The sequence below is a fragment of the Paenibacillus sp. LS1 genome (genome assembly GCF_026013365.1).
Taxonomy (GTDB): Bacteria; Bacillota; Bacilli; order Paenibacillales; family Paenibacillaceae; genus Paenibacillus.
Window position 1 is genome coordinate 288,028 of sequence record NZ_JAPDOE010000003.1, and the last position, 25,631, is coordinate 313,658.

Below are 25,631 nucleotides of genomic sequence, written 5' to 3' on the forward strand. Positions count from 1 at the left end.
TACCACATTCCCTTCTATTTAGCCGTTGTTCCCAGATAGTTGCCGACAATCTCGTCGTACTTTCCGTTTTCCTGCAATTTCTTCAGTCCATCATTGATCTTCTTCTGTAACTCCGCATCGCCTTTGGCAACAGCAATCCCGTAGAAGTCACCGTTCAACCGGTCTCCAACGATCTTGAGCTTGGCGTTCGGGTCGATGGCAATCTTATAGGAGATGACCGGGAAATCCTCCAACGTAGCATCTGCGTTTTTGTTCGCGACTTCCTGATACATCGATGGGCTGTCATCAAAATATTTCACGGTTGCCCCGTAGGTTTTCGCATATTCATCTGCGAGATTGGCACCTGAGGTTCCTTTTTTAATCGCAATAATTTTTCCTTTTAAATCTTCAGGACTTAGGATGTCCGCGTTATCTTCATGAACGATTAAGGACAGACCGGCCTGATAATACGGTTCCGAGAAGTCCACTACTTTTTTACGTTCGTCTGTAATGCTAATGCCTGCAATGGCTCCGTCCAGCTGATTCGCCGTGATGGCTGGAATAATGCCTTTGAAGTCCATCGGTTTGATCTCTACCTCAAAGCCCTCTTCTTCCGCAATCGCGTTCATGAGGTCAATATCGATTCCTACATATTTGCCGTCCTTCTGAAACTCAAAAGGGGGATACGTTGCATCGGTACCAAATGTATATTTCTCAACAGCTGAACCACTTGCCGATTGTGCATTACTTTCTTCACCGGACTTTGCTGCACCGCAGGCACTAAGTGTTAGAGCAAGAACGGACGCCATTACAATGGATGCTACCTTTTTCATAGAAAAACCCCTTTTCCGAATTAGATTGGGATCGACCGAATCGACCGTTTGTATTTCAGCATTTTGCATAATTCGAATCAAAGGGATTTATGCAAAATGCTTATTCATGTACGTATTGTAGTTCGCTCCCTACGCCAACTTACAAGATCCTACATAAATTAATTACAACTCATGAAAATTAAATTAACATGTAATGTTTTTAAGTAGATAAACGAGCGAATATCGCTAATAAAAGATCCGTTTTCTGAGTTTTTGTGTAAGGTTATATAACAATGAAAAGAGTGATAAACAAAAAAAGCCGAGAATCCATGAAGGTGTTACCTTCGGGAATTCGGCTTTTGGATAAGAGATAGCATATCTCAGTTATTTAATTATTCATTTTTTCAATCGTCTCCATGTAGAACACATGCAGGAACTTTTTGATATTAACCTTGCCTTTGTCACCTGCCTGATCTTCTTCCATCGCTCTCATCTTCATCCGTACATCCTGGAAGTCAAAGTAGAGGGGCGCGTAATGCTCAAACTTATGGTTGCTATAATCGTTGAGTCCAATCGAGGCCATGTTGGTCAATGCGGCAATGACCGTTCTGCGAATGCGTTGTTCCATCGCCTTGCTCTCTTTCTCCACGTCTTTGGGCGTAGACTTGTAAGTCTGGGCCACCGCTTCATACGACTCCTTCAGCGGCGGCCACTCCCCGGCACGCTTCTGATCAATCGCATACTCCATAAGGGCCACAATATCCTTGCTACCACTTTCTCCTATGATCCCCAGATCCATCAGAATGCTTCTTGCCGCATCTCGCACCGTACGACCTTGGGCAGGGGCCGGCGCTTCCACCAGATTCAATCGGGCCATCGACTGCTTAATCTCCAGCACGTAACGTTCATACTTCCACTGTTCATTCACTTTGCTGAGCACATGCTCCACTTCCACCCGATTAATCGGTTTATGAATAAAGAATTCAATTCCGTTCTGGTAGGCCGCCCCTACCATTTCCTTGTTCTCCACCTGAGAGATCATGATGAATTTCCCGGTATATCCGCTCTGCCTCAGCTTCGCAACAGTCTCAATCCCGTCCTGATCCGGCATCAACAGATCAATCAGCACTACATCGGGACGCAGATCCATGATTATCCGTGCCCCTTCTATGCCGCCCTCTGCCATGCCTGCAAGCTCGCCGATTCCACAGGATTCAATGATATCATGCAGCATGCTCCGGCTCACCACATCATCATCCACGATTATGATAGAAAGTGTCATCGACATCGGCCCCCTTTATTAGATTCATCTTGGCAATAGCTATACCAAATGTAGTGCCTCTCGCTCCCGCAGGCGCCGATTGCACCGTAATCTGTCCCGCCAACGATTGAACGATATCACGTACATGGGACAAGCCAATACCCGTCGCGGCAATGCCGACTTCATTGAACTTCGTTGTATAGCCCGGTTCAAAGATAACATCCCGTTTGGCTTCAGGTACCCCTTTTCCAGAATCCATCACGACGAAATGCACGTCATCTTCCTGCTCATATACACGAATTCGGACCGTCCCATCATGCTCAATCGCCTCTACCGCATTGGCAATCAGGTTGTTCATTACCGTTAGAAGAGGAATGTAATACGGAGACTCACAATCATACTGTTGCTCGATATCAATCTCGACCTGCTTATGCAGCATCTCGCTGTATTTTCGGTTTGCTTTACTGGCAAAGTTAAGAACTTCAGATAGACTCATGTTGACCGCTTTTTCATTATCATACAGCTTCAGCAGACCCGCCAGAATACGTTGTGAATCCTTCTTTACTTCATGAATCTGCTGAGCAATACCCAGCGTGCGCTGACTGTATTGGTTCAAGTCCTGCTCCCGGAGATCGCGATATAGATCATAGCTGTCTGCCGTAATGCCTTCAATTGTATTCATTGCTTTCTTCAGGTAAAATACCTCGCCATACAGACCGGAGTTCACATTCAGCATCTGCTCCATCCGCTTCTCCTGCTCTGCATGCAAGAGCCGCATCTGCCTCACTGCAAAGCTGTTATATAGCCCAATGACGAAGTAACTTCGCAGACCACCCACCACAAGTAGATACAACCATTCCTTCATATAAAAGATATTGGTCCCGCTTAACATTCCGCGAAGCAGCAGCTCAACAAGATTAGAGGAGAAATCGATACATGTGATTAACCCGCCGAGCAGAAGAGGCTGCATCTCATGGAATTGATGCCTGAACTTGCTAAGCCCATAAGCAAAAACCACGTAATACACACCTGCCCCCAGATTGTCCCGCATGCTTTCCAGAATGGACACGGTCTGTACATGATTGATGAGATCTGCCGACTGGAACAGTAAATTCGCGATGCCTGTCAGGATTCCTGTCTTCACATAAGACAGATGCGGCATGATCATCAGCAGAAATAAAAGGATGCTGACCCCCAGCCCGATTCGGAAGTAGTCTTCCCGGAACGGATTTATTTTGAATTGTGCGCCTACCGCTGTGGCAAAGGCAATGGCCACCATCTGCACATTCTCATTTTTGACCCAATTGCGCATCGATCTCTTCACCCACTATAACAACGTTTAGCGCCCATTATCGGAATCCGCGCTTCTAATGTTAAATATACTAACATATGAAACAAGCATTAGAAATAATTAAAATTAGGGAATGGATACCCAAGCACAACAAAAAGGCCGGAAGTCATCACTTCTGCGGCCTTTTCCTTATATCTCATCCGGAATATCAAATGACACCATCGTTCCCTCACCCGGTTCACTTACAATCGATAATCCTTGACCATACCTTTGCAGTAATCTGCGGTTTGTATTCACAATACCTATTCCGCCTTTTCCACCGGGCGTAGCATGTAACAGCTCTGCAACCTTCTTCGGTTCGATGCCTTTGCCATTATCCTTCACCTCAATACGGGTATAACCCTCATGGCGAGTGATAGACAGGCATACCGTCCCACCCACATTTCGGCTTAATAACCCATGTCTTACGGCATTTTCGATCAAAGGCTGAATTGATAGCGGCGGGAGAAGCAACGGAAGGTCCGGCTCTACGTTTAATACCACCGACAATCGATCTTCAAATCGTGTTTTCTCAATAAAAAGATAGGCTTCCACGAGTTCCAGTTCGTATGATAATTTCACCAGTTCCCCTGTATTGAGATAGTTGAAGCTGATCCGTAAATAGGATGAGAAGGCCTCGCCAAGCTTTCGCATATGCTCTGTATCAATATCACTTAACACCATCAGTGAATTCAGCGTATTGAACAGGAAATGGGGCTGAATCTGAGCCTGCAAATAGGCAGCCTCCATGCGTAGGCGCTCTTGGATGGACTGATTTAACATGGTCAATGCTCTTATCCGATACTTTAGCTCCAACGCATCTACAGGCTTCGTGACATAATCATTCGCGCCCGACGCGAAACCCGTGTAGATATCTGGCGGCTGACTTCGTGCAGTCAACAGTAGTACAGGAAGCTCAGACATCGAGAACTGTTCCCGTACCTTCTGGGTTAACTCATATCCGGACATATTCGGCATCATCACATCTGTAATCAGTAGATCCCACTGACGTGTGCCGAGCAATTCCATCGCTTCCTGCCCCGAACGTGCTGTAGTTATATCGTATGGCTCCGTCGAGAGAATACTGACCAACACATCCAGATTAACCGGATCATCATCCACAGCCAGAATGGTGGCTCTCCCTTCTTTTAACAATGGAGCCATCTCCGCTGTCGCTGAAGATTCCACGTCTCCCATACCAGGGCGGGGTAGCAGGAAACCGCCAGGTGCATCTTCCATCATCTCCATCGCCTGCTCCCAGATTAGGGGAAGCTGCGACTCAGCCTGATGGGTAGTTTCATGCGCGAGCGGTAGATCGAAGCTGAATACCGAGCCTTTTCCGGGTTCCGACTGAACGGTTAGTGCCCCACCATGCAGTTCTACGAGTTGTTTGCAGATGTTCAGTCCAAGCCCGATGCCTTGTCCATCACTTATTCCATACGACCCTTGTTCATACGGAAGAAAAATACGCATCCGTGTGTCTTCATCCATTCCAATGCCTGTATCCGCCACATGAATTAGAGCATGTCCTTCACGAATCTCGGCATTTACGGAGATCGTTCCTTCCTCTGTATGTTTGAGCGCGTTATGCAGCAGATTATACAAAATCTGAACGAGTCTTTCTTCATCAGCCATGACCAAAGGGAAGGACTCCGGAATCTCCATATGCAGGCGGACCGGTTTCCGTTCTGCCATGAATTGCAGCATGGCGATAATGCCAGGTACCACCGACTGTATGGAAAGAGGAACCTGACGCAGCACAATGCGATGCTCCTTCAGCCGGACTACATCCAGTAGATCGCCAAGCAGATGGGACATCCGTCTACCGATCGTGATGAGCAGTTCCATATCCTCCAAGCTCCGTTCATCCAACCTGCTCTTCTCTCGGGTGACGACGTTATGGGCAATGTTAATGATCCCATGCAGCGGAGTCCGCAGTTCATGGGATGTATTCGCCAGGAACTGATCTTTAATTTTGTCACCCTTCTGCAATTCTATATTCAGCTTCATATTCTCACTGGCATTCCTGAAGTACTTTTTGAACCAATAGGCGGAGAAGCCGGTAATCGCAAAAATGATATCAATTGGATAATAGACTGTTGTCACATCTTTTGATGTCTCACTTGTACTCCACAACATATTGGATATGATGCCTCCAGCTGTCAGTAGCAGGAAAACCATATCCCGATCGGCCTGTTTCCTAAAGAGCATGACACCTACAATGTACAGGAACCAGAGAGAGGAGACGAGAAAGAAAATATCGATAAGAGAGTATTGAACCATAGCATAGACAACATGAATTGGAACCGCTAGAATAACGGCAATATAAGCTATTGTCATGACAATGCATAACTGAAGGCTTTTTGTTCGTATATGTACCAAGGTCAATCTCTGGAACAACAGCAGGATACAAGCATTTTGCAGCAGTAGACAGATCAGGCGAAGCTTGATCCCCCACGTATAGTTAATAGGGAGCCATAACATCAGAATATTATCATGACCCACCATAATGATGATGCCTACAGATAAGGTTAATATAGCTGCGACGAGTAAGGCCCGCTCCTGGGGGTTGAACACAAACAGAATACAGGCATACATGCCATGGAGTAATAAAATGAGAAAAATGGCCAGTTGAAAACCGATGGAATACCAACGTGCGTAATCAACCGCCGCCTGGGAACCAAGGCGAACGGGTTTGCCGATCCCGCCTATATACGGGCTATCATAATTGGCTACACGAATGAGCAATTCAATCTCTGTTGCGCCTTCATCTTCGTAGGTTGCCGTATAAGAGGTACTTCTCGGTTCATAGGTATCTGCATCCTCCGACACCTTCCCCATTCCGCCCACGATATCCCCATTGAGTTCAATTTCGGATGAACTTCGGATGTTTCTGAACCAGAAGGTCACAGGTACCTGGAGTGGATCAGTCAAAACACGCAATCGATATGTGGCATATCCAAGTGAACTCTCCTGATCCCGGTTCTCGGCATTTTTCCAATCTCCCGGAACCTGGACCACATCCGCCGGCTTCGACCGTACCCTATCCACAATATCCTTGCTGGTCAGTAATTCATTCGAATATAGTTCCCATTCTCCGTTCATATACATTACCGGCACTTGTTCCAGATCAACACCTCGCAAATCAACTACACCATTCACAGCGTGATGATCGTCCAAGGCAGGGAAGAACTGCGACCAGACCCAGCGCATACCAAGCAGTACGCCAAAAATAATCAGCATGATGATCATATATCTGTAACGGTTCACAGGTTTCGTTTGAAGTGATTTCATTATTTATGTTTTCATGACTTTGGTTAAACCGAGCTTCCAGTCCTGATACCATTCGCTAATGTTTTCACTGATCGGTATCTCCAAATCGTGCTCCATTCTGGTGGTTAAGAGACGATACTGCTCCTCCACACCGAGATCGTTGTGCATTTCATCATACAATTTCATTAGAACAAAATAACTTTCTTCCTCATCCGGAAGCATCTGCTGGATACGCCGCGTGCTCTCAATCACTTTCTCCCCCAGCCCCTGTTGCTGGTAATACAGACTTAGTTGTCTCATATGATACAACCACAGGTATCGTAATCTTTCCCGTTCAGGTTCAGCCCACATGTATTCGTAATTGCCAAGATACGTGCCCTTGTATAAATGAAGCGCTTGCTCATAGGCATGAATGGTACTGGCATCAACGACTTTCCATTGCCTGATCTCTTGTTCCCACTGCTCACTATCCAACTGAGCTTCACCCAATTCGAGCCGATAGCCGGCTTCAAGGTGTCCACTCTGAATCGTGATCATATCCATATCGCATGCTTTCAGGGTTTGGCGGACATGATACATCGTGGTGTAGAGTTGATGCACCGTCTTATCCTCTTCCAATTCAGGCCACAGCATCTCCAGCAACACACTGCGATGAATCGTCTGATTCCGGTGGTGAAGTAAATAGGCAAACAGCTCCTGCGCCTTGCTTGTGCGCCATTTGGCAACCTGGATATCCTGGCCTGGAAGCTTAAACTGAATCTGATTAAAACAGCAAATTAAAGGTACGATGGTATCCTTAGACCGCTGCTCGTGTTTTAACCTCAGTTTTTCCCGGACTCGACTCATCGTCTGCTTCAATCGATCTTTCTGGATGGGCTTCATCACATAATCCAAAGCCTGTAACTCAAAGGCATGCACCGCATATTGATCGTAACTGGTCACAAAAATAATCTCGGTTTCCTGCACAGAGGCCTGAATCTGTCTTCCCAGATCCATACCATCCATCTCCGGCATATGAATATCCAGAAATACAACATCAGGACGGTGCTCTACAATACCTGCCATAGCCTCTGTCGGATTCATGTATGTAGCGATAATTTCGATGTCGCTTACTTCTTTTTCTAGTGATTTTTGAAGGCCTATCAACGCTAGACGTTCGTCGTCAACCAATATCACTTTCACCGGAGCTTCCTCCTTGACCCGGAGGTCTTGAGATTTATTTTCACTATTATATCATAGGGATTTCAAGTATTTGGATTCGTGTTGTCCCTTTTTTAATTTTTAGCAATTTAATTGTATAATATATAATGCAGGTTAAAAGATCCGGTCTAAAAGAGAGGAAGGTTCCATATGTCAGATGCTAATCACAGCTTTGGACAAGCCCTTGTCAAATCATTAGTGGGGGAACGCGGTCATATCCGTATCGCTCGTGCTCTACCCGATATTGATGTCACACTTGCTGCTCGTACGCACGATGCTATGCCATATACCATCTATCAGTTGGTGAAGCACATGCATTATTGGCAGCAATTCATGCTCGAGCACTTGGAAGGACGTAAGCCACAGCTCCCTGCTAACGTGAGCGAGAGCTGGCCTGAAGAGAAAGGTCCACAGGATGAAGCTACATGGAAGGCAGATATCCAGGCATTCTTGGATGGGGTTGATCGAGCGGTAGTCATTGCGGAAACGGCACAATTGGATGATGCACTGCTCTATTTCCCAGGGGAAACCAAGGCAGGAGTTCTACGCAATATCGCATCTCATAACTCGTATCATCTGGGTGAGATTGTTTTGCTGCGTCGCTTCTACGGCGCATGGCCGCCTCCAGGTGGGGGATTCCCGGCGTAAACTATATTTACAACAGATCTATTGCACGGACATACAGACACATCTAAGCTGTGAAAGGACGATTGTTCCTTTTACAGCTTCTTGTGGTTACAGGCAAGTAGCATCACATTGAAGTACCAATTATAACTCCCATAACCTGCGCCAAGCTCATATATTACTTCAAAGTACGTATATGACTTTGAGGTGCGTACTTCTCATCCTTCTTTTTCTGACCCACAATATGATCAGAAGAAGAGAGGAGCATGTCCATTGAAACCCGAACAATCCGTTACCCGTTACACCGCACTTGTCATTGGTGCTGGAGGCGTTATTGGAAGAAACCTTATTGATTATCTGATGACACTTCCGCAATGGAATGTCATTGGTGTATCTCGCCGCGGAGGAGAAGATGCTCCCAAGTTACGTTATATATCAGCTGATTTACTGAACGAAGCAGACACACAAAACAAACTGAGTCATTTAACGACCGTTACGCATATTTTCTACGCCGCGTATCAGGATCGTCCAACCTGGGCCGAATTGGTGCAGCCCAACTTGGCTATGCTCGCCAATGTGGTGAATACGATTGAACCGATTGCCCCAAATCTCGAACATATCAGTCTGATGCAAGGTTATAAGGTGTACGGGGCACATCTGGGTCCATTTAAAACACCTGCCAAAGAAACAGACGCACATCATATGCCTCCTGAATTCAATGTCGATCAGCAACAGTTTCTCGAGGATCGGCAACTCGGAAGCAGCTGGACCTGGTCAGCACTGCGCCCATCTGTTGTATGTGGATTCGCCCTGGGTAATCCAATGAACCTTGCGATGGTGATCGGGGTATATGCTTCTATCTCTAAGGAACTTGGCTTACCACTTCGCTTTCCTGGGAAACCAGGAGCGTATCATTCGCTTCTTGAAATGACCGATGCAACATTGCTTGCTCACGCAACTGTATGGGCAGCAACTGAACCTCGCTGTGCCAATCAGGCATTTAACATCACCAATGGCGATCTGTTTCGCTGGAATGAACTATGGCCCAAAATCGCTTCATTTTTCAAACTGGAAACGGCTCCTCCACTGCCCCTCTCCCTTGCAACGGTAATGGCAGATAAAGAAGCTCTTTGGATTTCCATGATTGAAAAGTATGGTTTGGTAAACACCCCTTATGATGATGTCTCTTCCTGGGCATTTGGTGACTTTGTCTTCTCGTGGGATTATGACTTCTTTGCAGATGGTTCCAAAGCTCGCCGCTTCGGATTTCATGATTTCATTGACACTGAGGCTATGTTTATGGATATTTTCAGAAATCTACGTGAGCGCAATATCCTTCCGTAAATTAAATAAAATGCACAATAAGCCGATTCCCGAATTGCAGAATCGGCTTATATAAGTCACTCAACGTCAGTAGTAGTTGGCGGCTTAAACAGGATTTTTCCTCGATCACCATAAACATTCTCCACGTGTATATCGCCCCACCTACACATCAGATGAAGAATCTCTTTAAGGCTACATCCATACTCTGTTAACTCATACTCCACTTTAGGCGGGACCTGGTGATGGGAGATACGGACGATGATCCCCGCCTCCGTTAGTTCACCAAGCTGCTGAGTCAGCACTTTCTGGGTGATCGCGGGGATCAGCTTCATCAGTTCACCATTACGTTTCTTGCCAAAGGTAAGATGGAACAGAATAACGGGCTTCCACTTTCCCCCGATCACTTCAAGAAAAGCTTCAACTGCGGTGTTATATACTTTGAGCGGTTCCTCCATATCACCTTCTGCCCCCTTCCAGACAAAAGTACCTCCTAACGAATGATGTGTTTTTGCACAAAACAGTTTAAGGAAGTCGAATTCTAAACCTCCGGGGTCATTAATCCTTGGATAAACGTCTCAAAGTTCGGTGCCAGCGAAATAGTCTCTTTGGGATTCTCCCTTTTCACATAGACCACCTCGGGTTCTCCATCATTCCCGAATGAACGATAATCAAGCATGACAACCCCCGACTCCGAAGGAGATACTGCGATGACTACGCCAATCTCCGGATAGCCTTCACGTTCAATCAAAGTCCAGCTACCTTGTGCACCGGCTAATGTGCGAGGCTTCTCACGGCCAATGCCCAGTATGCCTTCAATTTCAACATAGTCCGTAGCTCCCGTATCTGTGTTCGCTACAGGGAAATAACGATTGTACGGAATACCGCCGTTATGTACCTTCATCATCTCAATGTAGGAGGCAGGAAGTCGAAACACCAATTGCTCCTCGACAGAGTCAATGAGACCATCACTCGGCGAGTTGGACACATAATGTTCCAGGGCCTGCTCACTATCGTTCCAGAATTCGCCGGATTCTGGTCTGGGAACCGTTGGAATGGTCGCTACAACGTCAACGGGTACACGGAATTCTTCGACAGCCTCTGGGTCCGTTTCAACTTCAGGTTCAGACTCGGACGGCTCCTCCATTTTACTTCGAATCCACTCCAGAAACTCCAGCGTATCTTCATCCTCAGGCTCCAATTCATCCGCTCTTTCGAACGCTTGCAGTGCATGCGCATATTGCTCCAGATAATAATAAGCCAGTCCAATCCGATAATGCCAGAGTGGGTCACCTGTTCCCTCTTTGGCAACTGTCAGGAATTGTTCGACCGCTTCTTCATACCGTTCCAGGTTATTCAGCGCTCGTCCCAAATGGTTAACCAGCTCATAATCTCTTTCTTCCACAGGAATCGCTTGAATTGCATCTACAATTTCCTGAAATTCATCTTCTTCATGCCAATCTTGCAATTGAACCAACAGATCGTCTCTCATTCCTTTGGCCTCCCCGTTCATTCACTCATGATTACGTATTGAAAATTATACCACTATCCGGATCACCATCTCCAGCAAAGCAATATCCTTAGGGATATCTTGAAACAATTTCTTTTCATTTCCGATGCCAAAGCTAAAAAAGGTAACCTGAACCCGGTTAAGAAAACCAGGCAGGCTACCTTCTTTATTCCTTCCACAACATTGCATTCTTAACTCAATTCAGCAGCTCAACACAATCGTAGACCCAACCTGCACTTAACCAGTTACCCAAATCACTGGAACCGCTGATCGGCGTAATTGTGATGGTATTGGAACCATTCACGAAGTAGGATGCTGGAACATTCCAGCTAAAGGTTGTGTTGTTGCCACGATACGTACCAATGGTGAAGCTACGAGAATTGGGCTGTGAAGACGCGGCAGGATTGGTTAAAGCATGTCCATTAACCGTTACACTAGGTCTGCCATTATTGTAGGCTGCGGTAATACCGATGTTGAGCATATGAGAAGATGCCGCTTGAGATGCATTCAAGTTAAACGTTATTGTGGTTGGAGAATTCTCACCACGGAACTGGATTGCCGGGAATCGATTGGTCGCACTACCGGTAGCATAGGTGACAGGCCCCCAGCTTGGGTTGCGACTATCGGACGGGTGACGAATCGGAATCGTCTGTCCATTCAGGAACTCTCGTGGTGTACCATCCCAGTTACCGATTCGCCAGATGCTTGCGGCTTGACTCGGGTCATTGTTAATCGTACGTGTATTCAGTGTCGTCGTTTGTCCTGCCGTGACATTAACCGTTTCCGTATATACGGCCAGTTCTCCCTTATAGGCTGTCATGGTGTACGTGCCCGGGATCATACTATATTTGGCGGCCGCCCCACTTGAAGACGTACCTACCCAATACTGGGCATTGCTATTGGCGAATCCAATTGTGTACGCATAACCTGTATCCATCCCGCTGAGACCATTGAGCACGACGTTCCCTCGACTGGATACCCAACCTTGCAGATTCAGACCAGACATCCAGCTAAAATCAGGTACACTCGGCGTACCATCCGTTGTGAAGATCAAAGCGTACGGCCCATGCAGACCCAGACGCCAATTTTCCGTCTGTGCATGTCCCGAGTTCATATAGTTATATACTTCCGTCTCTGTTCCACTTTGGAACTGGATGTCACGGAAGAATGGACCACCAGAGCTTTTTTCCCGATTGCCGTAGGCCATAAATACACCGACGCCATTCCCCGTAACTCCACGAACGGATAAATCTTTGGCCTGATCATTACCATAATATTTGGAGGCACTCTGGCCGTTTGCGAAACCAAATACATCCTGACTCTCGATTGCTCCAGTGTTACCTCGATTATTGGAATTCGCCGGAACACCTGTCAACACACTACCATCACCACGGAAAATGTACCGCAGCTCCCCAATCGAAGGTTGAGCCGTGATATGCGTTGCCATGTAAATGATGTTCTCACCACCACGCGAAGCATAATAGTGAGTTAGTGTGCTTGTCGATACCGTGATTAACACGGTTGATCCTGAAGGAGAGGTATTCCAAGTTACATTGGCGGAGGAGCCCAAACCTGAACCGATATGCGATCCCCTGTTGCTGTTTAGCTCCGTGCCGTTCATTTTGGCCGAGATAATATCCCCATTGGTTTTGTTCACCACGTAGACTAATCCTGAACCGGTGTTTACTTCAATTCTGGAGCCGTTATCGGTCACATTAATGGTTGCCGCGTGTCCGGTAGATGCAGGGTATACAGCAGCTGTTGCAATCATTACGACAATTAAAAATAAGCCAAGCGCTTTTCTCACTATACGTTGGTTCATAAGTAAATCGCTCCTTGGAATTCATTTTATAAAGCGCTTACATTATATTGTATAACAACTGACACTTCCGTCTTACATCGATATGTCTGCTAAGCGGGCATGTCCATCATCAATGAAATGTTATGTCTGCGTGCGTATAGCGTAGAGTCGTCACTTCAAGTGAATCTGATCTCTCCACCCCCTTCTTAAAACACTCTTCTAGTTACTAAAATCCTTACAATTCCAATAAAATAATACCATTATATTACATATATTTGCAATAAAAACGAACCGCAGATCTGGTCCCATTCCTTCTGAAGCGTGTCTGAAATGCAGAAAAAAGAGCAGCATCAGCTACTCTTTTCCTAATCTTGATACTCGCAGATCGCTATTCAAGTCAAACAGGTCAAACCAGATACTCCGCCATAATCTGCTCGATATCATACGGCGTAACGCCTTGATCCACCGAATAGATTGTATCCGCCTGATCCATTTTATCCACCAGTTCTCCTCTAGCTTTGGCATGAAGCATGAACAAGTCATGCAGATCGGGTTTGCGTAAATTCGTTAGCGCTTTGCCCATCAAGACCATGCCTTTTTGATTGCCTTCCACATTGTTGCAGTAATCCGGATGGCTTGTCAGCGCCAGGTCTGTCCAGATGACGGAACGTTCGACCAGGTCCATAATGACAGGGATCGCAATCTGCGTATCCGCGGTAATATCGATTTTGTTCGCTACGGTGGACGGTTCGAAAATCTCGCCAGACCCCGGTTTCTTCCTCATCATCCAGCCCACAAAACATTCGGGCAGATCACAATACGGATGACTGGTAAACGAAAGCAGTGTTGCTACCACATATCGTCCACCATAGGCCACGATGGATGGAATATGCAGATCAATAAACTCACTTGCTCCGTTAGGTGCGGTCACGATATCTCCGCTATGGACAGCCTTATAGTTAGAGGATCGCAGATTCGTATAGGAAATATGCTCTACATAGTTCCAGTCCTTATCGTACATCACTGCAGACAAGTCAATGTCCACGCGCCCTGTAGACTTGCCATCCACGTCTCCCTCTTTCCACCAGTTGAAGAAACGAATCGTATCTCCCTCTGCCATTGGCATACGGCTTCCTCGAACGATGGTACGAAGAGCCTTGCTCGCAGATCTCTGGGAAAAGGGCACCAGATAATCATGGAGCTGCGGATCGACATAGGTCTTCCCAAGCGGGGCAAGGGCAGCGAAGCGCTCTACCAGTGCCTGCTCGCACAATTGCACGACATCCTGACACGTGGTCTCATTGATCTCTGGCAGCTCATTTGGAACGGCAAAAGCTTTGGCTACATTGCCTTTCGGGAAGAAGACACGCAGATCCTGCAGTTCATTACGCTGGGCAAAATGCTGTCTGACCTGCAATAACACCGGGGTAGAGACTTGCTCCAGTACCTCGCCAAATGCCAGCAGTACATACGCTTCATCTTCGGTCACACGCAGCAAGTGATCCAGTCTTCTCGCGAATTCACCTGGACGCTGTGACAACAGATCAATCAGACTCCAGACATTCCGATATTGGAAGGCAAGCTCCACACTTCCGTTGAAGGTCGAATAAGGCTTATTATTACGTAAAATATCAAAGGCTTCTTCGCAGCGCGGATACCGAAGCTTATATTCCGAAGGATGCAGAATTTCGCCAAGGCGAATCCAGCGATCCTTATATCGAAGCATATCCTCCTTGATGGAACCGCATTGCTCCAATAATCCGAGCAAAAGACGTCTCTCGCGGCGTTTGAATCTCCGGAAAGGAGACGCTGCTGCCAGGCTGACATCACCATTGGACCACGCGACAGCCAGACGCAGGACATCACTTGCCGTTTTGAAATACGGACTGATCCGGTCGATGTTTGCTTTTTCATGCTTCAACAGCGAGGCGACCACAAAGCCCACATTTTCTTTGAACGGAATCTCGGTGGGTAATAGCGCATCCACTTCTTTCGGGTCTACATACTCCAATACCGTATCGATATCTGCCTTGTCTGTTTCCGAGATGGAACCCTTGGCTTCTATGATCTGGCGGATAAGCGTCTGGAATGCTTGTTTGTTTCCCAAACCAATGACTTTTAAGTCCGTCTTTTCCAGCAAAGGCATTCTCTCCACAGATGGTTGATCCGTATAGACCGCAGTCAGATTGGTCAGATAATGAATCATCGCATTAAGGTATAACTCCGCTTCATCCGCCTGCATTACCTGCATCGGGAATCCTGCATACATCGGTTTGTATTTCACATGTGCGCCGACCATGACTCTCAGATCAGCTACAAGTTGAATATATATTGCTTCGAATTGTTCCTTGGACAGCTGCCGCATCGCCTGCATTAACTCATCCGAGAAGGTGTATCCGAGTGATTCAATATTTTTGAGGGCAGTCGCCAGGTGTGTCTTCGGCAACTGTTGTTTCCCTTCGTTTGATTCGATAATAAGTTTGTTCGCTCTGCGCAAATAAATCGTATTGTTCATGATAAAAGAGTCCAGGAAAGCCACATCCCTATATAACGTGAAAGGTTAGGGTTAGAAGGAAGGAATGTGATAGCCTGGACGCCTCCTCTCTGAAATGAAATCTTCAGGAGAGCTGCGACCCTATTTTCGCCAATGAAGTTAGAAGGAAGGATCGCAATAGCCTGAAGGCCAGCGGTTCGAAGTTTGTCACCCAAACCTCTGGTGAACCCATCATCTCAGATTCCACGATCTGCCAACAGGGCGAAAGTATTACGACATGATAAGATGACCTAATTGGTACCGGATAACGAGTCCGCCCACTCGTCCACAGATCTAACCTCTGCTTGAAGAGGGAACACTTTTTCCGTAAGCACACGATGAACCTCGGGATCTGCATCGATGCAGGCATCCGAGAGCACGGTGAGCGCATAGTCTTTATCCGCCGCCTCCCTCAAAGTCGATAGAACAACCCCGCTTGTCGCAATCCCACTAAGAATGAGTGTGTCTATCTGTTGAGACCGAAGAATGACCTCCAGATCGCTTCCGGCGAATGCGCTGACCCGAACTTTGGTCACAATAGGCTCGTCCGGCTGGGGTTGCAAAGATTCATCAATCTGCACCGCTGCTTCCATGGCTGCCACCGCATCTGCTCCAGCTCCAGCCCGATCAGGGATTCCGCCGAACATTTTGTTGCGTGAACTGATCTCGGGATAACCCGGGCGGAATGCCACTCTCACGTAAATCACAGGAATCGCATGACGACGTGCAGTCTCAATCGCTTTTTGGAATGGAAGCAGGTCCTCTCTGTCTTTAACAAACTGGGACACGACACTCTTTTGCATATCCATGATCAGCAATGCACTTTTGCTCATTGAATGTGACATGTTATCCTTCTCCTTTGGAATTGGGTTAAGAAATTCAGAATAGTTCGTATATTATTCTCCAGTGATAAACGGAGGATAAGTTCCGTTTAAAATTATACGGAGGTGATCCTCCGTTTGTCAACCAACCAACAGTGGGGTATATTTATGAAAGAGGTGTGATCCCATAATGTCTAAAAACAATAATCCTACTCCTGACGGTGAGGTTACGGATAATGATTCCATCGTCACTCAGGTTCCAGAGAAGACACTGCGTGCAGATGCCAAGAAAAATCGGGATAAGCTGCTCCGTATTGCGCATGAAATTTTCAAAACGGAGGGCATTGCTGTCTCCATGGATGAGATTGCAAAGCGTGCCGGTGTTGGTATAGGCACGGTCTATCGCCATTTTCCAACGAAGGAAGATCTGTTCGGGGCCGTCATTGCCAGCCACAAGATGCGTCTGATGGAAGAGGCCGATCAATGGCTTCATCACGACGATCCGGGCGAAGCATTTTTTCAATATTTCACCAAGATCATAAGCGAGGGGATTGCCAACAAGGCGATTACCGATGCTCTGGTTAGCAGTCTGACCATAGACACGGGCCGCTCAGAGATAGCGAATGAGTTCTGGCGGGGCATTACCCAACTGCTTGAGCGAGCACAGCAACATGGCTCTGTCCGAGCAGATGCCAGCATTGAGGATATTAAAATCATGCTGATCGGTGTGCTTCAGGCCACCGGACATCGAGGAATTTTCCCGGAACGGGTTGTATCGATCCTATGTGATGGTCTGCGTAACGTGTAGAGAGAAATCCATACAAGAACTGAGGATACAATATGCAACTTCAAACACTATATAACGAATACCTCAACATCAAATGGAAACGCGGACTAACGCCTGCCCATACAGAACCTTTAATGTATGGCATATATGAAGACGATAGCGCTGACTTATTCTTGAATGGTCAATCGGATGAGACCTTTACGAACTGGATCTTTGAGCTACAGCCCAAAGATCCATATTATGGCGCCAAGCCAAACGGGAACCCCCTTCTCAGCAATGTTTTCAGCCAACTGAATATGTATGACGAACTCACCCTATATTATTTGTTGTTTACTATTAATACCACGATGTCAGTTAACACGTATAATTGTTACAGTGACATGAATGACTTGATGAAAAACTATAGCTTCTTTCAACTAGCTCAATTGAGTGAATTATCCAGATTGAGTGATGAACAGAAGTATGAGTTAAGGGACTTTTTCTTCTTTTTCTACCTTTACGCCCATCCGGTTAACGAAGAGACCCTCTACGCCTGTTCGTATAGCAGAAATGATCTCGTACATACAAAAACCAACATTAAGCTAAGAGACTACATTGCAGCGTTTCATGATTACTACAGCACACATCTCGAGATATACAACGAGCAAATTCTCATTACACCATACGAAATACAGGCCTGCAAACAGCTTACGCTCGAACTGCTACGAGCAATAGAGAGTAAATCACCCAAGCTAAGCATGCCCACGGAAGAAGGATTAGAGACGATCATCGGGCTGATTAATGATGTAGATCAGATGCTGCATATGTACGCGGAAAATAGAACGATGTTCTTTGATATCATACGAGATTTTCTGGCTGACCATCGCTTAGGCCCCTATCGTGATTATTGCTTCACGACATTACTTCAGAATTACGTTTTATATATCCTGTATTTTGATTTTAATGAAATTCAAGTATTAATAAATAACTTCAGAGGCACTCCTGTATGGTGCGGGATTATCATCAATAAAATATTCACAGATACCATTTTCATGCAAAAGATTATTAGACAAAAGCATATCAATTTTACGTCCTACCCTGAAGTTACTGCGTTTTTTAACGAGCACTCCAGAAATTTCTATCGGCTATAAATCTGGCGCTGACAAAAACAGCTCAGACATGATATATCAAAAAAAGAGCTAAGCACGGGATTCATCCCGGCTTAGCTCTCTTCTTTGGCCTGATTCTTATTTAACACGATTAGATTAATCGTTATACGTGCAGGACATGTTTTTCATCCGATAATCCCAGCGCTTTGGCTGTTGAAGAATGAACCTCTTTGAGCAGATCCAAGTTCTCTACAAGCGATATACCGTAGGAAGGAATCATTTCCTTGATCTTCGGCTCCCATGCCTCCATATGCTGCGGGAAGCAACGCTGAAGAATCTCAAGCATGACCTGAACTGCGGTGGATGCACCCGGTGATGCACCTAGCAAAGCCGCAATCGTTCCATCTGCAGACGTGACCACTTCGGTACCAAATTGGAGCGTACCCTTGCCACCTTGAACGGTATCCTTGATCACCTGCACACGCTGCCCCGCCAGAACCATATCCCAATCCTCGCTCTTCGCACCCGGAACAAAGTCACGCAATTCAGCCATACGTTGTTCCTTGGATAACATCAGTTGTTGGATCAGGTACTTGGTCAAAGAGATTTCTTTGACACCTGCTGCGAGCATCGTAAGCAGATTATGCATCTTAACCGACGTAATTAAGTCGGCATTGGAACCGGTCTTCAGGAACTTCGGCGAGAAGCCGGCAAACGGACCGAATAGCAGCGACTTCTTATTGTCGATAAAACGGGTATCCAGATGGGGAACGGACATGGGCGGAGCCCCTACCGAAGCCTTGCCATATACTTTGGCGTGATGCTGTTCCACGACCTTTTGATTTTTGCACACCATAAAGATGCCACTGACCGGGAATCCACCGATATGTTTACCTTCCGGAATGCCCGTCTTCTGGAGCAAATGTAGACTTCCGCCGCCCGCGCCGATAAAGACGAACTTTGCCTTATGGCGTTCGACTGTACCGCTCTTCAGATTTTTCACGGATAATTCCCATTGTCCATCGCTGGTACGTTTCATATTCTTCACGCTATGTTCGTAGTGGATACCCACGTGTTGTTCCTTCAAATGTTTGATCAGCATACGCGTTAAAGCACCAAAGTTAACGTCCGTACCGGAGTCAATCTTGGTTGCTGCAACAGGTTCATTACTTGTACGATCTTTCATCATCAGCGGCATCCATTTCGCCAGCTCTTTCTTGTCATCCGAGAATTCCATGCCTGCGAACAGCGGGTGATTCGACAAGGAGTCATAGCGTCTTTTCAGAAACTGGACATTGCTCTCTCCGTGCACATAACTCAAATGAGGAATCGGCATAATGAAATCCCGCGGATTACGAATCAGACGGCTATTGACGAGATAGGACCAAAATTGCTTTGAGATCTGAAATTGTTCATTCACTTTAATCGCTTTGCTAATATCTACGGTTCCGTCTGGTCGTTCAACGGTATAGTTAAGTTCGCACAATGCAGCATGCCCGGTTCCGGCATTATTCCATTCGTTGGAGCTTTCCTCTCCTGCAGTGGCGAGCTTTTCAAAAACCTTAATATTCCAGTCTGGTGCCAATTCTTTTAGCAAAGTTCCCAAAGTTGCACTCATAATTCCGGCACCAATCAAGATAACATCTGTACTCGTTTGTCCCTGGCTCATGTCTACCGTCCTTATATCCTATATTTGCCAAAAGGATGTAAGCGTTATCGATTTGGCATTTGCAGCAAGCCCATTCTTGAACGGGGTCGCACCTTCTCTGAATGATTATAACCTTGATCTAGTGTATCAATAATATAGAGCAATTTAAATATGCAATTTCAAGATATTTGCTATTCCATCAGTATACGCTAGTTTACATCGGAACGTTAGCCCGGTTATAGGCCTGAAAGATATATTTGTTCAAAACAAAGAAAGGAGCCCGGTTTTAGGGGGACTTGGGTGATCAAATGGATGCACTAAAAGCCGCTCTCGAATCACTTCGTAAGGCGGCTTTTTATATAAAATCAACGATTAACACCCCCGGCGTTTCCGGGAGTACTCAGAAGATTGAAATTAATTCTTTCGTATACGGATGGCGTTCTTCAGCGAACAACGCATCCGCGCCAAAGCGATCAACGATCTGACCTTCCCGCATGACGATGATGCGCTGGCTCATGCGATGTACCGCAGCCAGATCATGCGAGATGAACACGTATGACAGACCAAGCGATGTCCGCAGATCGGTGAGCAACTGCAAAACCGCACCTTGCGAGATCACGTCCAGGCTGGCCGTCGGTTCATCCAGAACGACAACGTCCGGCTCAATACCAATGGCACGTGCGATCGTGACACGCTGACGCTGTCCACCACTTAGCTCATGGGGGTAACGTCCAGCCAAATCGCTTGGAAGCTCAACAGCTTCAAGTAGCTTTTGGACGTAAGCCTCCTTCGACGTATAGGTAAAGTGGGACAACTCGGCGTTCCGTCCAAGCTGTTCGTACGGATCGATTAGCGAATCGGCAATCTTGAGCTTTGGATTCAGTGCAGCCATCGGGTTCTGGAAAACAATCTGAATCTTCCGGCGATGAGGTCGCAACCGTCGGCCGCTCAGCCGTGCGATATCCTGTCCGCCCAGTGTAATCGAGCCCTTATCTGCATCTTCAATTCGTAGCAGACAGCGAGCGAGCGTACTCTTGCCGCACCCACTCTCACCAACCAGGCCAAGACACTCGCCACGGTTCAGGGCGAAGGAAATATCATTCACAGCCGGTCGGTCTGCACCTGCATACGTTCGGCTAAGATGTTCCACGTGAAGCACAGGATTGCTGAGGATACTGGAAGATGAAGCATTATCTGAACCGGCGGTATTTTTATTCGTATCTGTATCTGCAAGATCTGTATCTGTAGTCGTTATGACTGCATTATCTATGTCTACATGGTTTACGTCTTTTGCAAAATGGTGGCTTCGCACATCAGATTCTTCTTCGGACTGCACGATTCCACGGCGTTCATCATTTGCCGTCTTCATCATTAGGTTCCTGCCTCCTTCAATCCCGACTTCAGCGAGCGACTCAGGACGGGAGCCGCATCAATCAACTGGCGCGTGTATTCATGCTGAGGATGATCGAGAATGCGATGCTTCCCGCCAGATTCAACGATCTGCCCTTCCTTCATGACAGCCAAGCGACTAGCATAGCGACGTACATGGCGCCAGTCGTGTGTGATAAATAGAATTGCACAGCCTGTCTCCGCTTGTTTGCGTGCCAGCAACTCCAACACGCGATGCCCGGACACACTGTCCAGTGCCGTTGTCGCTTCATCAGCGATCAGCAGACGAGGTGAGAGCATCAGCGAGGTGGCAATCGAGGCCCGCTGAAGCTGCCCACCGCTCAACTGGAACGGATAGCGACGCAGCAATTCAGCGCCAAGGCCAACCGATTCCAGCGCTTCCTCAGCCCGTTTTTTGCGGATGGCAGAAGACTTTTCCCCATGTACCTTCTGGTATTCATCAAAGTGCCCACCAATGCTGCGAAATGGCGTAAATGCTCCCTGATAGTCTTGAAAAATATACGAGATGCGGCTTCCCCGCAGGGCGCGCATCTCCTTTGGCTTCCGTTCGAGCAGATTACTGCCCTCGAACATGACTCGCCCCGACGCATGCAGGTTGGTCGGCAGCAGACGACCAATCGCTTGCGAGAGCAAGCTTTTGCCGCTACCGCTCTGTCCAACCAATGCCATGAATTCACCTTCACGAACAGCCAGCGAGACTTGATCTACAATCGTACGATCCCGACTGGAGATGCTCAATTCCTCAATGGAGAGAATCATGGCTGCACCTCCTTCTTCACGTCAAACCGGTCTCGCAGATAGTCGCCCAGCATGTTCGCAAGCAGCACTACCGAGACAATGGCGAGACCAGGATAGATCATCAGCTCTGGCCGAGACTGGAAGTAAGGCCGTGAGTCATTCAGCATCGCACCCCATTCAGGTGTTGGCGGCTGTGCGCCAAGGCCGATGTAGGACAACGATGAGATAAGCAGAATAATTTTGCCCAGATCAAGACTGGCTAACACGAGCACATGGCCTGCGATATGCGGAAGCAGATGTTTTCTCATGATATGACCATCCGAAAGTCCGTTGGTCCGGGCGATGCGAATGTAATCCTTTTGGGACTCCGATAAAACTGTACTCCGAACGAGACGGGCGTAACTGACCCACTTCACGATCACAATTGCTAACACCAGATTACCGATTCCCGCGCCAAGCAGGCCACTGAGCACAATCGCCACGATGGTATCAGGAAAAGCGAGAAAAGCATCAGCGATTCGCATGAACAACTTATCGACCCAGCCACGTTTGTAACCCGCAATCAAGCCAAACGGAATGCCGATAAGCAATGCAGCACCGAGTGCCAGCAAGCTATAACCCAGTGTTTGGCCGCCGCCAAGCAGCAGACGTGTCAGTACATCGCGGCCTAGATGGTCGGTGCCGAACGGATGAAGAGCACTTGCGCCCTGCAATCGTCCGCGTAGATCCGTTAAGGTGTGATCATGTTTCAAGTATAAAAAGGCATATAAGGAGGCCGCGATGACAAGCAGTGCAAACAGCAGACCAATGATCGCCTGCCAGCTATGTTTTTTAGATTTTGTAGGCGAAATGGGCAGGGAAGTGGTTTTCATCGGTGGGCCTCCTTTTCCTTCAGTTTCATTTCAGGATTCAAATAACGATAAGATAGATCAACCGCCGTATTCACGAGGAATACCACGATAGCCATGATCAGAATATAACCCTGGATCGTTGGATAATCACGCTGACGGATAGCGTCGACAACGAGCTTGCCGATACCCGGATAAGCGAACAACACTTCAATCACGACAACTCCGCCAATCAGGCTGCCGAGACTTACGCCAAATACCGTAATGACAGGCGGAAGACTATGCCGAAACGCGTGTAGCATGAAGATCCGGCTTTCGGATAACCCTCTTGCCCGGGCGGACCGAACGAACTCCTGACTGAGTGAATCTAGCAGGCTGGAACGCAAAAGACGCACATAAACGCTGGAGATGGCAAGTCCCAGCGTCAGAGATGGCAGAATAAGTGAGGTGAATCCATCCCGGCCCATGGTCGGCAGATTGCCAAAGCGTACGCCGAACATGTCGATCAGGATCAGACCCAGCCAGAAGCTCGGCACCGCGGCACCCACAATGGAGAGCATGCGGCTGCCGCGGTCAATCCAACTACCACGATGGAGTGCTGATAGCGAGCCGAGCGGGATCGCTATAACGAGCATGACCAGAAGTGCGCCAATCGTCAGTTCAGCCGTAGCTGGCAGCGCACGCATCAGGGTCTGCATAACAGGCTGGCCTGTTGAATACGACACGCCGAAGTCGAGTCGAACGAAATCGAGCAACCAGTTGCCGAACTGGACAGGAAGCGAATCATTGAAGCCCATTTCTTCGCGTACAGCTTCGACCTGCTCCTGACTAACAGACAGTTCGTCCACGTTCAGGATCGTCAGCACCGGATCACCGGGAGCCAGACGAATGAACAGAAAGCTCACAAACATAATGAACAACAAAAAGATAAATACCTCCAGGAACTTTCGAAGCAAAATGCGAAACATTACATCACATCCAGCTTATTGGTAATCATGTAATATTCACTGCGAGTGGTAAGCCAGTTCTTGATCTTCTTACCGTTGTAGGCAACGATTGTACCTGGATGCAGCACGAATGAGTTCAGCACGTTGTCATGCACGTAGTTGGCTGCCTTCTCGGCAAGTTCTGCGCGTTTCTCCGGTGCAACTGTGAGATTCAATTCGTCGATGATCTTGGTCAACTCCGGATCTTCCGATCCGCTGAAGTTAAGAGCACCCTTCGGATGGTATGTTGCATTCAGGTAATAGCCTGCATCCCCACGCGGAGCCGTCAAATTACTGTACGTCGCAATATCCCAGTCACGGTTGGATGCCATATAATCTTCTGGCGTGTCAATCTGGCGAATCTGCACGTCGATACCGATCTTCTTCGCATCAGATTGGAACACTTGAGCAATTAGTGGCAGATCGGCACGAGCCGAATACGTCAGCAGCGTCAACTGCAACGGTTTGCCGTCCTTGGTCATCACGCCGTTTTGCTGCGTGTACCCTGCTTCGTTGAGGTATTTTACAGCGACATCAGCTCCGGATTCCGTTGCTGTATCCGTATAGGTTGGCGCGAATGGCAGCGATGGCAAGAACGGGCCGATAGCAGCTTCGCCATATCCTAGCAGGATCGTATCCACGATGCCCTGACGGTCAATCAGCGCGTCCAGCGCACGACGAACATTGAGGTCCTTCATACTCTCCCGCTGCATGTTCATCGTTAGCTGATGCACGCGGAACGTCGATGTAGACTCCACCTTCATTCCGTCCATCGCTTTGAGCGATTCGAGGCTCTCGACTTCAGGACGGTATACGATATCTACCTGCCCAGATTTGAGCGCTAGTGTGCGGGCATTGGCATCTTCATTGAATGAGAACGTGATGGAATCCAGAGGCGATGCTCCGTCCCAATATTCATCATAGCGATCCAGTTCCAGCTTGCTGCCTGGGGTAAAAGAAGTCAGTTTAAACGGGCCCGTACCAATGGGCTTGTTCACAATGTCCGGCTCACTCACGTCGATAATCGCCGTGTTGGGATTCACCAGTTCCGAAGCGAACTCCGGGAACGGCTGAGTTGTAGTGATCTCCAGCTTGTCGCCCTCGGCTTCAATCGTATCGATCTTCAGCGCGTTCTGGATGGCTACATTCTCTTCCAGTGCCCGCTCAAGGGATGCCTTAACGGATTCACCCGTCATTGGCTTGCCGTTCTGGAAGGTCACATCATCTCGCAGGTCGATCGTCCAATGCTGACCGTCTTCGCTCTCCCAGCTCTCGGCGAGCCATGGAGCAACCGTCAAGTTCTCTTCATCGAGACGAACCAGCGTTTCCGTAATGCCCGCGCGCAGCGGCACATAGCTGGAATCCACATGTGGATCTAGCGAACTCGTGGAGAAGTTATATAGGAAGTGAACATTTTTATTATCGGTGGATGGTTGCGCAGCGGGACTGGACTCAGATGATCCGCAGGCGCTCAACAGTCCAGCGCTCAAGGCCAAGGAGACCAGCGCTAGCAGTGGCGTCTTTTTATTCAAGGTAATGCCCCTCTCTCTTAATCGTAATCATTATGATCTAAACAATGAGTATTATCATATCGTAATGATTACGTTTTGACAAGAGTTATGTTGGTGATGGAACGAGAAAAAATCCGACTCTCGGATGAGA

At 47.5% G+C, this 25,631-nt stretch carries 20 protein-coding genes; 4 read left to right on the forward strand and 16 right to left on the reverse strand.

Annotation, left to right across the window (positions count from 1 at the left end):
- Positions 1-14: 14 nt before the first annotated feature.
- The 5 genes from OM416_RS16600 to OM416_RS16620 form a co-directional block, all read right to left on the reverse strand.
- The gene (locus OM416_RS16600; RefSeq protein ID WP_264931231.1) at positions 15-812 is read right to left on the reverse strand and encodes a transporter substrate-binding domain-containing protein; all 798 of its coding nucleotides are present in this window, start codon (positions 810-812) and stop codon (positions 15-17) included.
- Between the two features lie 367 nt (positions 813-1,179).
- Complete coding sequence (locus tag OM416_RS16605; protein ID WP_264931234.1) at positions 1,180-2,073, reverse strand: response regulator; 894 nt, start codon at positions 2,071-2,073, stop codon at positions 1,180-1,182.
- The gene (locus OM416_RS16610) at positions 2,045-3,364 is read right to left on the reverse strand and encodes an ATP-binding protein (RefSeq protein ID WP_264931236.1); all 1,320 of its coding nucleotides are present in this window, start codon (positions 3,362-3,364) and stop codon (positions 2,045-2,047) included. Before OM416_RS16610 ends, OM416_RS16605 begins: the two co-directional genes overlap by 29 nt.
- A 168-nt stretch (positions 3,365-3,532) precedes the next feature.
- Positions 3,533-6,676 carry an ATP-binding protein gene (locus tag OM416_RS16615; RefSeq protein ID WP_264931238.1) on the reverse strand — a complete coding sequence of 1,048 codons (3,144 nt, stop codon included), beginning with the start codon at positions 6,674-6,676 and terminating at the stop codon, positions 3,533-3,535.
- A 3-nt stretch (positions 6,677-6,679) separates the two neighbouring features.
- On the reverse strand, positions 6,680-7,837 hold the full coding sequence (locus OM416_RS16620; protein ID WP_264931240.1) for a response regulator: 1,158 nt from the start codon (positions 7,835-7,837) through the stop codon (positions 6,680-6,682).
- Between the two features lie 168 nt (positions 7,838-8,005).
- Between OM416_RS16620 and OM416_RS16625 the strand changes: the two genes are divergently transcribed.
- Entirely contained in the window at positions 8,006-8,503 is a 498-nt protein-coding gene (locus OM416_RS16625) for a DinB family protein (protein ID WP_264931242.1), read from the forward strand.
- 249 nt (positions 8,504-8,752) lie between these two features.
- The gene (locus tag OM416_RS16630; protein ID WP_264931244.1) at positions 8,753-9,823 is read left to right on the forward strand and encodes an SDR family oxidoreductase; all 1,071 of its coding nucleotides are present in this window, start codon (positions 8,753-8,755) and stop codon (positions 9,821-9,823) included.
- Between the two features lie 56 nt (positions 9,824-9,879).
- Here the strand turns inward: OM416_RS16630 and OM416_RS16635 are convergent, their stop codons facing one another.
- The 5 genes from OM416_RS16635 to OM416_RS16655 form a co-directional block, all read right to left on the reverse strand.
- Entirely contained in the window at positions 9,880-10,257 is a 378-nt protein-coding gene (locus OM416_RS16635; RefSeq protein ID WP_264931246.1) for a winged helix-turn-helix transcriptional regulator, read from the reverse strand.
- An 83-nt stretch (positions 10,258-10,340) separates the two neighbouring features.
- Positions 10,341-11,291, reverse strand: coding sequence for an SMI1/KNR4 family protein (locus OM416_RS16640; RefSeq protein WP_264931248.1), 951 nt, complete (start codon positions 11,289-11,291; stop codon positions 10,341-10,343).
- Between the two features lie 214 nt (positions 11,292-11,505).
- Complete coding sequence (locus OM416_RS16645) at positions 11,506-13,131, reverse strand: rhamnogalacturonan lyase B N-terminal domain-containing protein (RefSeq protein ID WP_264931250.1); 1,626 nt, start codon at positions 13,129-13,131, stop codon at positions 11,506-11,508.
- A gap of 385 nt (positions 13,132-13,516) precedes the next feature.
- A complete protein-coding gene (locus OM416_RS16650; protein ID WP_264931252.1) occupies positions 13,517-15,625 on the reverse strand; it encodes a TerD family protein in 2,109 nt (702 codons plus the stop codon).
- Positions 15,626-15,894: 269 nt separating this feature from the next.
- The gene (locus tag OM416_RS16655) at positions 15,895-16,488 is read right to left on the reverse strand and encodes a cysteine hydrolase family protein (protein ID WP_264931254.1); all 594 of its coding nucleotides are present in this window, start codon (positions 16,486-16,488) and stop codon (positions 15,895-15,897) included.
- A gap of 166 nt (positions 16,489-16,654) precedes the next feature.
- Between OM416_RS16655 and OM416_RS16660 the strand changes: the two genes are divergently transcribed.
- Both OM416_RS16660 and OM416_RS16665 read left to right on the forward strand, forming a co-directional pair.
- Positions 16,655-17,272, forward strand: a complete 618-nt coding sequence (locus OM416_RS16660; protein WP_264931256.1) for a TetR/AcrR family transcriptional regulator — start codon at positions 16,655-16,657, stop codon at positions 17,270-17,272.
- 32 nt (positions 17,273-17,304) lie between these two features.
- Positions 17,305-18,381 (forward strand): hypothetical protein, encoded by a 1,077-nt coding sequence (locus tag OM416_RS16665; protein WP_264931258.1) that lies wholly within the window; start codon positions 17,305-17,307, stop codon positions 18,379-18,381.
- Positions 18,382-18,502: 121 nt separating this feature from the next.
- Here OM416_RS16665 and OM416_RS16670 read toward each other — a convergent pair whose 3' ends face one another.
- The 6 genes from OM416_RS16670 to nikA form a co-directional block, all read right to left on the reverse strand.
- Complete coding sequence (locus OM416_RS16670; protein ID WP_264931260.1) at positions 18,503-20,008, reverse strand: malate:quinone oxidoreductase; 1,506 nt, start codon at positions 20,006-20,008, stop codon at positions 18,503-18,505.
- Positions 20,009-20,387: 379 nt separating this feature from the next.
- The gene (locus tag OM416_RS16675) at positions 20,388-21,359 is read right to left on the reverse strand and encodes a dipeptide/oligopeptide/nickel ABC transporter ATP-binding protein (protein ID WP_319951916.1); all 972 of its coding nucleotides are present in this window, start codon (positions 21,357-21,359) and stop codon (positions 20,388-20,390) included.
- Positions 21,359-22,156 carry an ABC transporter ATP-binding protein gene (locus OM416_RS16680; protein ID WP_264931262.1) on the reverse strand — a complete coding sequence of 266 codons (798 nt, stop codon included), beginning with the start codon at positions 22,154-22,156 and terminating at the stop codon, positions 21,359-21,361. Before OM416_RS16680 ends, OM416_RS16675 begins: the two co-directional genes overlap by 1 nt.
- Positions 22,153-23,007 carry a nickel transporter permease gene (gene nikC / locus OM416_RS16685; protein WP_264931263.1) on the reverse strand — a complete coding sequence of 285 codons (855 nt, stop codon included), beginning with the start codon at positions 23,005-23,007 and terminating at the stop codon, positions 22,153-22,155. Before nikC ends, OM416_RS16680 begins: the two co-directional genes overlap by 4 nt.
- Positions 23,004-23,951, reverse strand: a complete 948-nt coding sequence (nikB, locus tag OM416_RS16690; RefSeq protein ID WP_264931265.1) for a nickel ABC transporter permease — start codon at positions 23,949-23,951, stop codon at positions 23,004-23,006. Before nikB ends, nikC begins: the two co-directional genes overlap by 4 nt.
- Positions 23,951-25,501 (reverse strand): nickel ABC transporter substrate-binding protein, encoded by a 1,551-nt coding sequence (nikA, locus tag OM416_RS16695; protein ID WP_264931267.1) that lies wholly within the window; start codon positions 25,499-25,501, stop codon positions 23,951-23,953. The genes nikB and nikA overlap by 1 nt, the downstream gene beginning before the upstream one ends.
- Positions 25,502-25,631 lie beyond the last annotated feature (130 nt).

Bases quoted from the DNA above. Each gene is read 5' to 3' on its own strand.
- OM416_RS16600 (WP_264931231.1), bottom strand. From the start codon at position 812: ATGAAAAAGGTAGCATCCATTGTAATGGCGTCCGTTCTTGCTCTAACA.
- OM416_RS16605 (WP_264931234.1), bottom strand. From the start codon at position 2,073: ATGACACTTTCTATCATAATCGTGGATGATGATGTGGTGAGCCGGAGC.
- OM416_RS16610 (WP_264931236.1), bottom strand. From the start codon at position 3,364: ATGCGCAATTGGGTCAAAAATGAGAATGTGCAGATGGTGGCCATTGCC.
- OM416_RS16615 (WP_264931238.1), bottom strand. From the start codon at position 6,676: ATGAAATCACTTCAAACGAAACCTGTGAACCGTTACAGATATATGATC.
- OM416_RS16625 (WP_264931242.1), top strand. From the start codon at position 8,006: ATGTCAGATGCTAATCACAGCTTTGGACAAGCCCTTGTCAAATCATTA.
- OM416_RS16635 (WP_264931246.1), bottom strand. From the start codon at position 10,257: ATGGAGGAACCGCTCAAAGTATATAACACCGCAGTTGAAGCTTTTCTT.
- OM416_RS16640 (WP_264931248.1), bottom strand. From the start codon at position 11,291: ATGAGAGACGATCTGTTGGTTCAATTGCAAGATTGGCATGAAGAAGAT.
- OM416_RS16645 (WP_264931250.1), bottom strand. From the start codon at position 13,131: ATGAACCAACGTATAGTGAGAAAAGCGCTTGGCTTATTTTTAATTGTC.
- OM416_RS16650 (WP_264931252.1), bottom strand. From the start codon at position 15,625: ATGAACAATACGATTTATTTGCGCAGAGCGAACAAACTTATTATCGAA.
- OM416_RS16655 (WP_264931254.1), bottom strand. From the start codon at position 16,488: ATGTCACATTCAATGAGCAAAAGTGCATTGCTGATCATGGATATGCAA.
- OM416_RS16660 (WP_264931256.1), top strand. From the start codon at position 16,655: ATGTCTAAAAACAATAATCCTACTCCTGACGGTGAGGTTACGGATAAT.
- OM416_RS16665 (WP_264931258.1), top strand. From the start codon at position 17,305: ATGCAACTTCAAACACTATATAACGAATACCTCAACATCAAATGGAAA.
- OM416_RS16670 (WP_264931260.1), bottom strand. From the start codon at position 20,008: ATGAGCCAGGGACAAACGAGTACAGATGTTATCTTGATTGGTGCCGGA.
- OM416_RS16675 (WP_319951916.1), bottom strand. From the start codon at position 21,359: ATGATGAAGACGGCAAATGATGAACGCCGTGGAATCGTGCAGTCCGAA.
- OM416_RS16680 (WP_264931262.1), bottom strand. From the start codon at position 22,156: ATGATTCTCTCCATTGAGGAATTGAGCATCTCCAGTCGGGATCGTACG.
- nikC (WP_264931263.1), bottom strand. From the start codon at position 23,007: ATGAAAACCACTTCCCTGCCCATTTCGCCTACAAAATCTAAAAAACAT.
- nikB (WP_264931265.1), bottom strand. From the start codon at position 23,951: ATGTTTCGCATTTTGCTTCGAAAGTTCCTGGAGGTATTTATCTTTTTG.